Below are 11,718 nucleotides of genomic sequence, written 5' to 3'. Positions count from 1 at the left end.
GCCGATGTCATCCAGTGGTAAGCCCCTCAGCGCCGCCAAGCCCGCAGTCGGTGCCTTTGCCCCCTTCTCCTACGGTGCCTTTTCGCTTTTATGGACCGCGACGCTGATCTCGAATACCGGCACATGGATGCACGATGTCGGCGCGGGCTGGCTGATGACGACGATGAATCCCAGCCCGGCCGTCGTGACGCTTGTGCAGGCCGCGACCACGCTGCCGGTGTTCTGCTTTGCGCTGCTGGCAGGGGCCTTGGCGGACCGGATGAACAAGCGACGGATGCTGATCGTGATCAACATCATCCTTGCCGGCGTCGTGACGATCCTTGCGGCCCTGGTCTGGCTTGGGGCGATGACGCCTGCCCTGCTGATCCTGTTCACCCTCGCCATCGGCACCGGTGCGGCCTTTGCCGGACCGGCCATGCAGGCAGTGGTGCCACAGCTTGTTCCGCGCGAGGCGCTGAGGCCCGCCATCGCGCTGAACTCGATGGGCATCAATATCAGCCGGGCCATCGGGCCGGCCGTGGCGGGCGTCCTGATCGCCAGCGTGGGGCTGGCCGCGCCCTTTGCGGTGAACGCCCTCAGCTTCATCGTCATTCTGGCAGCCCTGATGGTCTGGCACCCTGATACCCCGCCCCCGCGCCGCCGTCACGGCAGCCTGGGCGCAGACATGGCCACGGGCCTGCGCCATGTCCGCCACAATGCCGCGATGCTGGCGACCGTCATCCGTGCGGCCGCGTTCTTCCTGTCAGCCTCGGCCTATTGGTCGCTGCTGCCGCTGATCGCACGCGGGGCGGAGGGCGGCGGCGCACAGCTCTACGGGATCCTCATGGCGCTGATCGGCGCCGGCGCTGTCACGGGCGCACTGGCGCTGCCCCGGCTTCAGCGGACGTTCGATGCGAATATCGTCGTGCGCATCGGAACGGGTGGTACGGTGCTTGCGCTGCTGATCATGGCGGGCGCGCAGATCCCCGTCATGCTGATGGCGGCGGCATTTCTGGGCGGGATCAGCTGGATCGCCGTCCTGACCTCGTTCAACGTTTCCGCGCAGACCGCCCTGCCCGATTGGGTGCGGGCCCGCGGGCTCGCCGTGTTCCTCATGGTCTTTTCCGGCTCGATGTCCTTCGGCTCGTTCCTATGGGGGCAGATCGCACAGGCCAGTTCGATCCGCCTCGCGCTTTTGATCGCGGCAGCGGGGCTTGGCGTGGGGCTGCTGGCGACCCGGCGCTTTGCCATCGGTCAGGGCGAGGCGCTGGATTACCGCCCCGCCGCCGCCTGGCCCCAGGCGCCTGTCCCGGCCGAGGGTCAGCAGGACGATCAGGCCGCGATGGTGACCGTGGAATACCGGATCGCCGAGCAGGACCGCGCGACCTTTGTCGGCGCGCTCACGGCCGCCGGGACAGAGCGGATGCGCAATGGTGCCACCGCCTGGCATCTGCACCAGAGCGTCGAGGACCCGGAGATCTGGCTCGAAACCTTCCACCTCCCAAGCTGGACTGAGCATCTGGAGCAGCATGACCGGGTGACCCGTTCCGACATGGACGCCCATACCGGCCTGCGCCGTCTGCACCTGCACCCGGACGGCCCGATCGTCCGCCATTACATCGCCCCCGGCCAAGGCGCCGCATCACAGACGAAGGACACAACATGAGCTGGAACCCCACGCAAAACCCCGAATGCCCCGCGACCGGCACCGATGCGCTGGAAACGCTGATCATCCCCCGCGCCCGCGATCTTGGCGGGTTCGAAGTGCGGCGCGCCCTGCCGGCGCCGGACCGGCAGATGGTCGGCCCCTTCATCTTCTTCGACCAGATGGGCCCGGCAGAGTTCATCACCGAGGGTGGCATCGACGTGCGCCCCCACCCTCATATCGGCCTCGGAACGGTCACCTATCTCTATCAGGGCGAGTTCGAGCATCGCGACAGCCTGGGCACCCGGCAGATGATCTATCCCGGCGAGGTGAACTGGATGGTCGCTGGGCGCGGCGTGACGCATTCGGAACGCACAAGCGCGGCGACCCGCGCCACGCGCCACAAGCTGTTCGGGATCCAGACCTGGATCGCATTGCCCGAGGATCAGGAAGACAAGGCCCCCGAATTTCACCATCACAAGGAGGCCGCGCTGCCGGTCCTGCGCGACGGAGGCGCCGAGGCCCGCCTGGTCCTCGGCACGGCCTATGGCGAGCAAAGCCCGGTGACGATGCCGTCCGAGACCTTCTATCTGGATGTCGTCCTGCAGCCGGGTGCGCGCTTTCCGCTGCCCGACGATCACGAGGACCGGGGGATCTATATCACGCAGGGCCAGATCGACGTCGCCGGCGACAGGTTCGAGGCCGGCCGCATGCTGGTCTTTCGCCCCGGCGACAAGATTACCGTCACTGCCGGCGAACAGGGCGCGCGGCTGATGGCCCTCGGCGGCGCTACCCTGAACGAAAAGAGGTATATGTGGTGGAATTTCGTGTCCTCCTCGAAAGACCGGATCGAGCAGGCGAAGGAGGCGTGGAAAGCTGCCGACTGGACCAACGGACCATTCCACCTTCCCCCAGGCGACGATCTCGAATTCACGCCGATCACGGATGAGCTGGAGCGCACGCGCCCCTTGGACTGGAAAACGCGCTGACCTGAAGCCGCAGCCTGACTTTTAAGCCGCAGGGAGGCAATGTCAGGCTGCGGATTCGTCCATCGGCCGCCGGAGGCCTTGATCGTGCCGAACGGGTGCCCGACTCGCGCAGCGGCGCAGGGCTCATCGGATCGGGGTCAAGGCCGAGCGGCATGTCGGCGGTTACGGCCCCGTGCATCCATCCAAAGGCACCGCGGGCACCTTGCTGGGCCGCGGTCTCCCCTACGTCCCCAAGGCAGCACTCTGGCAAACGCTAGCCAACTCGGCAGCAACTATGCCCCGAGCTACAAGCTTCAGTGCGTCCAGGCGCCCCGGCGGTCGGTGGCAAAATTCTCGCCATAGCCTCGCACACGGATGTTCTGCTTGCGGCGGTGGGGTTCCAGCACGTCATACGACAGCCCATGCTCGCGCGCATAATCCTCGGCGGCTTCGCGGGTGTCGAAGCGCAGGCGCACCTGGCTTTGGGTGTCGTCAGAGCTGGTCCAACCCATCAGCGGGTCGATCTCGCGCGCGGCGGCAGGGGCGTAGTCGAGCACCCAGGTCTTGGTCTTCGCGGCACCGGACTGCATGGCGGTTCTGGCTGGCTGGTAGATACGCACTCGCATGGCTGAACCCTCCTTCTGAGACAGGGCTGTTATCGGCAAAACCGGGCGGCTCTGCAAGCACAATGCGGGTGCGGCGAAGCGCCTGCGAGCGCAGGAGAGCGACTGCCGACCGGGCGTGGGAGCGAGGGGTGGGTGGGTGGTGCACCCGGTCGGCAGCCTTATTGCTGCTTGCAGGAACAAAGTAGGACCATCGGCCCCGCCGCGCAACGGATTCGCGGGGCCCCGCCGGGCCCAAGTGCTGAAAATGCGGGGCAATCCGGTAACCTGCCCGAAACTCGTGCCCCAAAACGCCCCTTCCCGGGCGATCAGCGCTTGAACCGGAACAAAAACAGATCAAATTAGGACGGCCGCAGCAACAGGTCTCGCCATGCCCCACAACAACATGAACATGCCGATGCACCGCCCCGATGTGCTGACCCGCCCCAAGCTGGAGGGCGGCCGCCGCTTCGTCATGCACAGCCCGTTCCAGCCGGCGGGCGACCAGCCCATGGCCATCGCGGAACTGGCCGAGGGCGTGCGGTCGGGCGAGCGCGACCAGGTGCTGCTGGGGGCCACCGGCACCGGCAAGACCTTCACCATGGCCAAGATTATCGAGGAGACGCAGCGCCCCGCGATCATCCTTGCCCCCAACAAGACGCTGGCAGCGCAGCTCTACGGCGAGTTCAAGGGTTTCTTCCCCGAGAATGCCGTCGAATACTTCGTCAGCTACTATGACTACTACCAGCCCGAAGCCTATGTCGCGCGGTCGGATACCTATATCGAGAAGGAATCCCAGATCAACGAGCAGATCGACCGGATGCGCCACTCGGCGACCCGGGCGCTGCTGGAGCGGGATGACGTGATCATCGTCGCCTCGGTCAGCTGCATCTACGGCATCGGCTCGGTCGAGACCTATTCGGCGATGACGCAGGACATGGTCGTCGGGCAGATCTACGAACAGCGCGCCTTCATTCAGGAGCTGGTGGCCCAGCAATACAAGCGCCTCGATGCCGCCTTCGCCCGCGGTGCCTTCCGGGTGCGCGGCGACAGTGTCGAGGTCTGGCCCGCCCACCTTGAGGACCGGGCCTGGCGGTTTTCCTTCTTCGGCGAAGAGCTGGAGGCGATCACCGAGTTTGACCCGCTGACCGGCGCCAAGACCGACAGTTTCAAGCAGATCCGCATCTATGCCAACAGCCACTACGTCACCCCGCGCCCGACCATGCAGCAGGCCACCAAGGGCATCCGCAAGGAACTGACCCTGCGGCTGGCGCAGCTGAACGACGAGGGGAAACTGCTCGAGGCGCAGAGGCTGGAGCAGCGCTGCACCTTCGATCTTGAGATGCTCGAGGCGACGGGCGTGTGCAACGGCATCGAGAATTACAGCCGCTACCTCACGGGGCGCGCGCCCGGTGAACCGCCGCCGACGCTGTTCGAATTCATCCCCGACAATGCCATCGTCTTCGCGGACGAATCCCACGTCTCGGTCCCGCAGATCGGCGCGATGTACAAGGGCGACTACCGGCGCAAGTTCACGCTGGCCGAGCATGGCTTCCGCCTGCCCTCCTGCATGGACAACCGCCCGCTGAAATTCGAGGAATGGGACGCGATGCGCCCGCAATCGGTGTTCGTGTCGGCCACGCCTGCCGCCTGGGAGCTGGAGCAGACCGGCGGCACCTTCACCGAACAGGTGATCCGCCCCACCGGCCTGATCGACCCGATGGTCGAAATCCGCCCGGTCTCCATGCAGGTCGATGACCTCCTGGACGAGGTGCGCAAGGTCTCGCAGGCCGGGTTCCGCACGCTGGTGACGACGCTGACCAAGCGCATGTCCGAGGATCTGACCGAATACATGCACGAACAGGGCATCCGGGTGCGCTACATGCACAGCGACATCGACACCATCGAGCGGATCGAGATCCTGCGCGACCTGCGGCTGGGGGCGTTCGACGTGCTCATCGGCATCAACCTGCTGCGCGAGGGGCTGGATATCCCCGAATGCGGGCTGGTGGCGATTCTGGATGCGGATAAGGAAGGCTTCCTGCGGTCGGAAACCTCGCTGATCCAGACCATCGGCCGGGCGGCGCGAAACTCCGAAGGCCGGGTGATCATGTATGCCGACCGGATCACCGGCAGCATGGAACGCGCGATGCGCGAGACTGACCGCCGCCGCGCCAAGCAGGTCGCCTATAACGAGGAGCATGGCATCACCCCGACCACGATCCGCAAGAATGTCGATGATGTGCTCTCGGGCCTGTGGCAGGGCGATACCGACCAGTCGCGCGTCACCGCCAAGATCGGCAAGGCGATGGTGGGCGGCAATCTGGCCGCGCATCTGGATGCGATGCGGGTGGCGATGCGCAAGGCGGCCGAGAACCTCGAGTTCGAGGAGGCGGCACGGCTGCGCGACGAGGTGAAGCGGCTGGAAGCGGTGGAGCTGGCGATTGCCGATGATCCGCTGGCGCGGCAGTCGGTGGTGGAGGAAGCGGCAGAGGCGGCGGTGAAGGGATCGGGCCGCAGCACCGGCGGACGGGGCGGGATGCGCGGCGGCAAGGCACGGCGGGGGCGGTAGGCAGCCCGCTCGGCTTGCATTTATGCAATCTGCTGCGCTCTGTTGTGGCTTTCTAAGTGTGATGCATTGACCTTTTCGAATATTTCTCGCGCAAGATTCTCCGGGCGTGCAACCCGCCGCCCCGCCGATGCCGATGCCGGGCCTTAACGCATTGTTAACCACGCCTCCTGCAGTCTTGCGGGGACAGGAGGCAGCCGATGGTCCTGCATCTTCCCCCGCACCGGTCCGTGCTGCGCCTGCCGAGGCTGCGGTCTACGCTCGTGCGCTTGTGTCTCCTGCTCCTGCTGGGGGCGCTCTGCCTGTCCCCCATCGCCGCAGCCGCCGGCCCCTGGCCGCGCGCGAAAGGCGATCTGTTCCTGTCCTTCTCGCATGAGACGGCGGGGGAAACCGGCAAGGACGGCGCGGGCTGGACCGCGCTTTATGCGGAATACGGGCTTACCCCGCGCTGGACGCTGGGGCTCGATCTGGGCAACGGGGAAGGCAAGCAGACCGGACTGATCTTCCTCCAGCGCGCCGTCGGCAGGCAGGACGGCCCCGGGCGGCTAGCCTTTTCCAGTGGGATCGGCGTTGAGACCGGCGATGCGCCGCAGGCCTATGGCATGATGGGCGGCGCGTGGGGCCGCAGCCTTGGTACCCCGCTCGGCCCAGGCTGGTTGGCGGTGGAGCCGCAGCTGCGCATGGGTGTGGGCCTGTCCCAGGACTGGCCGCCGACACTGGTGCTGGACGTGGACGGCACGCTGCTGACCACCGCCAGCGCCAAGCTGGACCTGACGCTTGGTGCAACGGCCCGGCCCGGGCTGATCGTGATGGGGCAGCTGCAGATGGAGCGGGTGGTGGACGGCGAGACCACCGCCCGGCTCACCGCCTCGGCGGTGCGCGAAGTCGGCCGGCGCGGCAAGCTGCTGCTGGGTGTGTCGGCGCCGGTTCAGGGCGAAGGCGACACAGCGCTGAAGCTGGGCACCTGGCTGGAGTTCTGAAGCAGGACAAAGAGTTCCAGCCTTGCACGCCGTAGGCCGGAGGGGCGCCACCCGGCGCCCCCTGCCCCGCCCTCAGTCGAACAGCAGCCGCACCAGCGCCAGCACCACGACCGAGCCGACAGCCGCGACCAGCAGCACCATCACGATGCCCGATGCGGCCAGCGCGCCGATCCCTGCAGCGACCACCAGCAGCGGCACCGCCAGCGCCGTCACCACGCCGACCAGCAGATACCGGCCCATGTGACGCCCGCCCGACAGCGCACTGGCGCCCCAGCCGGCCATCAGCCCGACCACCACCAGCAGCACCAATGCCACCCAGCCCAGTGCTTCCACGAAACCTTCCATGCCGTGTTCCTTTCCCTCAAATGTCGAGCCGGCCCGTGTCAGAACACCTCTGCCACCTCATACATCACCGGCTCGAATCTTGAACACAACGCCGCAATGGCCCGGTTGCGTTCCCGCATTTCTGCTGTGCGCAGCATTGCCTGGAAATCCTCGCGTCTTTGCCACTGGCTGTAGCTGGCAATCCGCGTCTGCGCGTCGTTGACATGGATGGCACCCGAGATGAAGCCGGGCTGGTGGCGGATGAACTCGGCATAGGCGGCGGCCAGCGCCTCTTGCAGGTCGCCGCAGGTGCCCGGCGTCATCTCGAAGGTGGTCAGCACCGTCTGGCAGGTGGTCTCGCGGGAAATTGTGGTCATCTTGGCTCCTCCTCTGGCGACCACTGTGGCAGTTTGGCCCGAGTCGTGCATCCCTGTGCGACCGGCTCGAAAGGAAATTCCGATGCTCCGCCTCATGACCGCCGCCGTGATCACGCTGCTCGCCCTGCCCGCCGCCGCAAGCTCGGATGATGCCTGGGAGGCCTTCCGCGCCGAGGTGGACAGCGCCTGCCGCGCGCTGATCATCGGCCCGGGCGAGCCGACGGTCGAGGTGGAGCCCTTCGGATCGGCCAGCTACGGCGTCGCGCTGATCACGCTGGCCTTGCCCGAAGGCGCCTCGGAACGCTATGCCTGTGTCTTCGACAAGCAAAGCAGCGCCGCGGAACTCGCGGGGCCATTCCCCGAGCCGGAAGCAGCCGAAAGCGAGTAAGATGAAATTCCTCGACCCCGCCGACCCGTTCTTCCGCCCGCTCTGGCGCCGGCGCGCCGTGGTGATCGCGCCCGCACTCTGGGCGGCGTTCGAGCTTTACGGCGGCAATCCCGGATGGGCGCTGCTGTTCGGCGGGGCGGCGGGCTATGCGTGGTGGATGCTGTTCGGCCCCGGCAACAAGGCCGAATGACCGCGCCCGGATAAGGGCGCTTCAGGCCAGCAGCGCCTGCACCTCGGCGGCCAGACGGCGGATCTCGTCACAGGCCGGCCCGCGGCGCGGCGATTCCAGCACCCCCAGCCCCACCCCCAGCGTTTCGGCATAGACGATACGGTTCGCCAACCGTGTCTCGGCCAGCTCGGCCTCCAGCGCGGCGGCGGCTTCGGCCACCTCCTCGCCCAGACGGGTGCCGGCCTTGGCGCGGTTCAGCACCACGGTCGTGCGCTTTCTCTCGCGCCGCGCCAGATCCAGCACACCCTCGGTGGCCCACAGGTCGACATGGCTGGAGGCGACGGGGATCAGGATCAGGTCGGCCTCGCGCAGCGTCGGGCGCAGGTCGGCATCGACCTTGGGCGGCGTGTCGACAAGGATGAAATCGGCATCGCGGCGCAGCTTTTCGCATTCATAGCCGACACCCCAGGCCGAAGAGGTGGAAAACTCCATGCCAGGATCGCCAAGCCGCTCGCGCCGCGCCATGAACCAGCGGCCGAGGCTGCCCTGCGGATCGGTATCGAGCAAGGACACCTTCGCGCCCTGCTGCATGAAGGCCACTGCCAGATTGACGGCGATCGTGGTTTTGCCCGATCCGCCCTTCTGCTGCGCCACCGCTATCACCTTGCCAGCCATCGGCTCTCCCACCCTTTACGCTGCAGCGCAGCATAACAGGGGCGCCAGCGATTGCACGGGATAAGTTGCCGCGCCTCTCACCGCCGCCGCTCTGCCGCCCGCTCGCGCACCATCGCCACCGCGAGTTGCAGCCCGAGGCCCGCAGTCAGGATCGCGGTGTCCAGCGCCAGATCCCGCTCCAGTCCCACGCGCAGGCCGGCGAGTTTCACCGCCTGCCCCGAAAAGGCCAGCACCGTGCCAAGCGCGAACACCGTCAGCCCGTGCCGCCCCAGCACCGCCAAGGGCCAGGCAACCCGGTGCGCACAGGCGCGGCGGACGATGGGCAGGGCCGAGAGCAGATAGGCCAGCGCAAGGAAATGCAGCAGGCGGGGGCCGGAGACAAAGGTCTTGTCATAGTCGAACAAGAAATCCGGCAGCCATGTATCGCGCAGCGCGAACATGCCCGTATTCAGCCGCGCGCCCAGATCGTCCCAGATCGCCCAGACCATGATGCCAAGCACGACAGCAGCCGACAGCGCCACCAGCCAGCGCCGCACCGGAACCAGGCGCTGGCCACGCTTCATCGCCGTGCCGGAAGTAAGCCCAAGCACGAACAGCAGCTGCCAGGACAGCGGATTGAAGAACCAGATCGACTCGGTCGGATAGGTTGGCGGCGCGATGCGCAGGCTGCCCGCCACCAGCCAGACCGCCGCCGAGACTGCGACGAGCGCCAAGGGCGCGCGCAGCGCGGCCCAGAGCAGCGCCGGGGTCGCCGCCAGCAGCACGGCATAAAGCGGCAGGATGTTCATGTAGCCCAGCTGATGCGACAGCAGCGCCAGCCCCAGAAACCCCGCCAAGGGATCGGCCAGCAGCGGCGGCACGTTGTTGATCTCGGCCATCTCGGGCAGGCCCCACAACTTCACCGCCGCGCCCGTGATCCCGAGGGCTATCACCGTCACCGTCATATGCACCAGGATCAGCGTCCAGGCCCGGCCCCAGACCCTTGTGATCGCCGGCCAGAACGGCGCGCGCCGGAAGCCGCCCGAATAGGCCAGCCCGGCGGCGAGGCCGGACATGAACACGAACCCCTCGGCAGCATCGGAGAAGCCGAAGTTGCGGCTGGTCCAGCCCTCCCAGGCGGTGTTCGGGACGTGGTTGATGAAGATCATCACCAGCGCCAGCCCGCGCAGCACGTCAAGCCGCGCATCGCGCACGGACGGCATGGGATCAGGCATAGGCGGTGGCGGGCTCGGGCGCTGGTCCGGTGGTTGGCACCTCGGCCCCGGCCGTTCCGGTCCAGACGGCGAGGATGTGCTTCCAGGCCAGGATCACCGGGCTTGGCGCGATCTCGGCCGGCACCGTGAACAGCCGCGCCCCGCCCGTGCGGGCCGGCCCACTACGCTGCGAGGACCAGGCGATCAGTTGCGGCGCGAACAGCATCGGCAGGCCCACCGGCAGCAGCCAGGCCACCAGCACCGGCGTCAGCCACCAGACGAACAGCAGCCCGGCAAGGCCCGTCAGCGCGATCCAGCGGCTGTTGGCCCAGGCCTCGGAAATGCCAAGCGTGCCATCGCCGCGGTTGTTGGTCGGCCAGCCGCTGTCGAGCCCGAACATCACCTGCGCCACCGAGCGGGTCTGATACATCAGCATCACCGGCGCGATCACGCTGGAAAACAGCAGCTCGGTCAACGTGGACCGCAGACCGGTCCAGCCGCCGCCAAAGCCGCGGGCGCGACCGGTCCATGCGGCATGGGCGGCGATCAGCAGCTTGGGCAGCAGCAGCAGGCCGAAGATGCCGATGGCAAGCTCCACTGCCTTGGCGGTGTCATTATGCGGGAAGGTCGGGAACAGCTGTTCATAGGGGGTGGGGAAATAGTCCAGCTCCGGTGCCAGCACGATGGCGGCGATCGAGGCGGTGATGAAGCCCAGCCAGAACAGCGGCGCGATATAGGCAAGGATGCCCTGCAGGAACACGAAGCGGCTCCACGGCTTCAGCTCCGGCGCCATCAGCAGTCGCGCGTGCTGCAGGTTGCCCTGGCACCAGCGGCGGTCGCGCTTGGCATAGTCGATGATGTTCTCTGGCCCCTCCTCGAACGAGCCCTCCAGATCGACATCCACCCGCACCGTCCAGCCAGCCCGCGCCAACAGCGCCGCCTCGACATAGTCATGGCTCATGATGTGCCCGCCAAAGGGCGGATCGCCCGCCAGCACCGGCAGGCCGCAGCTTTGGGCAAAGGCCTCCACCCGCACCATCGCGTTATGGCCCCAGAACGGGCCGGTATAGCCTTGCAGCGTGGCCAGCCCGCGGGCGAAGATCGGCGAGTAGAAGCTGGCCGAGAACTGCATGGCGCGGCCAAAACGCGAGTTCGCCTCGATGACCTTGGGCAGCGATTGCAGCAGGCCCAGCTTCGGGTCCGCCTCCATCCGCCGCACCATCTCGGCGATGGTGCCGCCCTCCATCAGGCTGTCGGCATCTAGGATCAGCGCAAACTCATAGGCTGCGCCCGACCGCTCGATGAAATCCTCGATATTGCCTGCCTTCTTGCCGGTGTTCACCGCGCGGCGGCGGTAGAACATCCGCCCCTCGCCCCCCCGCTCGGCGATCAGCCGCAGGAACCAGCGGCGCTCTGCCGCGGCGATCTCGTCATTGCGGGTGTCGGAGAGGATGGCGAAGTCGAACTTCTCGGTCAGCCCAAGCGCGGCGAGCGAGGCATCCATCGCCGCCACCCGCGCCAGCACCGGGGCCGGCTCTTCATTATAGACCGGGACCAGAATGGCCGTGCGCCCGCGGATTACGGGCACGTCCTCCGCCAAGGCGGGAATGACCGTCGGGCTGCTGCGCGAGAACAGCCCCAGCAGGCCCTGACAGGCGCCCCAGGACAGCCAGAAGGTGGACAGCAGGATCAACCCGCTGCGCAACCAGTCCATCGCCTGCAGCCCGTCACCCGAGCCGTATTGCAAGAAGAGTGCGCCCGCGGCAAAGCCAAGGCCAATGGCCAGCACCAGCGCAAGGCTGCGCGCAGCCCAAGTCCGGGGCAGGCTCGTCTGCCGGGGCGACAAGGC

At 67.2% G+C, this 11,718-nt stretch carries 12 protein-coding genes; 6 read left to right on the top strand and 6 right to left on the bottom strand.

The window, feature by feature from the left end; all coding sequences use genetic code 11:
• Window positions 1-4: 4 nt before the first annotated feature.
• On the top strand, window positions 5-1,645 hold the full coding sequence (locus Q8S30_RS10875; protein WP_305666034.1) for an MFS transporter: 1,641 nt from the start codon (window positions 5-7) through the stop codon (window positions 1,643-1,645).
• The gene (locus Q8S30_RS10870) at window positions 1,642-2,613 is read left to right on the top strand and encodes a pirin family protein (protein ID WP_305666033.1); all 972 of its coding nucleotides are present in this window, start codon (window positions 1,642-1,644) and stop codon (window positions 2,611-2,613) included. The genes Q8S30_RS10875 and Q8S30_RS10870 overlap by 4 nt, the downstream gene beginning before the upstream one ends.
• A 293-nt stretch (window positions 2,614-2,906) precedes the next feature.
• On the opposite strand, the gene Q8S30_RS10865 is transcribed toward Q8S30_RS10870, so the two are convergent.
• Window positions 2,907-3,218: an ETC complex I subunit gene (locus Q8S30_RS10865; protein WP_305666032.1), complete on the bottom strand. Its 312-nt coding sequence runs from the start codon at window positions 3,216-3,218 to the stop codon at window positions 2,907-2,909.
• A gap of 367 nt (window positions 3,219-3,585) precedes the next feature.
• On the opposite strand from Q8S30_RS10865, the gene uvrB reads away from it, so the two are divergent.
• On the top strand, window positions 3,586-5,766 hold the full coding sequence (gene uvrB, locus Q8S30_RS10860; RefSeq protein WP_305666031.1) for an excinuclease ABC subunit UvrB: 2,181 nt from the start codon (window positions 3,586-3,588) through the stop codon (window positions 5,764-5,766).
• 266 nt (window positions 5,767-6,032) lie between these two features.
• The gene (locus tag Q8S30_RS10855; protein ID WP_305666030.1) at window positions 6,033-6,743 is read left to right on the top strand and encodes a hypothetical protein; all 711 of its coding nucleotides are present in this window, start codon (window positions 6,033-6,035) and stop codon (window positions 6,741-6,743) included.
• A gap of 72 nt (window positions 6,744-6,815) precedes the next feature.
• On the opposite strand, the gene Q8S30_RS10850 is transcribed toward Q8S30_RS10855, so the two are convergent.
• Both Q8S30_RS10850 and Q8S30_RS10845 read right to left on the bottom strand, forming a co-directional pair.
• On the bottom strand, window positions 6,816-7,088 hold the full coding sequence (locus Q8S30_RS10850; RefSeq protein WP_305666029.1) for a GlsB/YeaQ/YmgE family stress response membrane protein: 273 nt from the start codon (window positions 7,086-7,088) through the stop codon (window positions 6,816-6,818).
• A 38-nt stretch (window positions 7,089-7,126) separates the two neighbouring features.
• Window positions 7,127-7,444 (bottom strand): antibiotic biosynthesis monooxygenase, encoded by a 318-nt coding sequence (locus Q8S30_RS10845; RefSeq protein ID WP_305666028.1) that lies wholly within the window; start codon window positions 7,442-7,444, stop codon window positions 7,127-7,129.
• A gap of 82 nt (window positions 7,445-7,526) precedes the next feature.
• On the opposite strand from Q8S30_RS10845, the gene Q8S30_RS10840 reads away from it, so the two are divergent.
• Both Q8S30_RS10840 and Q8S30_RS10835 read left to right on the top strand, forming a co-directional pair.
• Window positions 7,527-7,832, top strand: coding sequence for a hypothetical protein (locus tag Q8S30_RS10840; RefSeq protein WP_305666027.1), 306 nt, complete (start codon window positions 7,527-7,529; stop codon window positions 7,830-7,832).
• Between the two features lies 1 nt (window position 7,833).
• Entirely contained in the window at window positions 7,834-8,022 is a 189-nt protein-coding gene (locus Q8S30_RS10835) for a hypothetical protein (protein ID WP_305666026.1), read from the top strand.
• A 21-nt stretch (window positions 8,023-8,043) separates the two neighbouring features.
• Here Q8S30_RS10835 and parA read toward each other — a convergent pair whose 3' ends face one another.
• From parA to mdoH, 3 genes are all read right to left on the bottom strand, one after another.
• On the bottom strand, window positions 8,044-8,676 hold the full coding sequence (gene parA / locus Q8S30_RS10830) for a ParA family partition ATPase (protein ID WP_305666025.1): 633 nt from the start codon (window positions 8,674-8,676) through the stop codon (window positions 8,044-8,046).
• A gap of 77 nt (window positions 8,677-8,753) precedes the next feature.
• The gene (locus Q8S30_RS10825; RefSeq protein ID WP_305666024.1) at window positions 8,754-9,878 is read right to left on the bottom strand and encodes an OpgC family protein; all 1,125 of its coding nucleotides are present in this window, start codon (window positions 9,876-9,878) and stop codon (window positions 8,754-8,756) included.
• Between the two features lie 4 nt (window positions 9,879-9,882).
• Entirely contained in the window at window positions 9,883-11,715 is a 1,833-nt protein-coding gene (gene mdoH, locus Q8S30_RS10820; RefSeq protein WP_371135500.1) for a glucans biosynthesis glucosyltransferase MdoH, read from the bottom strand.
• Window positions 11,716-11,718: the final 3 nt, after the last annotated feature.

The organism is Frigidibacter sp. (assembly GCF_030695035.1).
Classification (GTDB): domain Bacteria; phylum Pseudomonadota; class Alphaproteobacteria; order Rhodobacterales; family Rhodobacteraceae; genus Frigidibacter.
The sequence above is the reverse complement of the archived record's forward strand: the minus strand, read 5'-3'. Positions and strand labels throughout refer to the sequence as shown.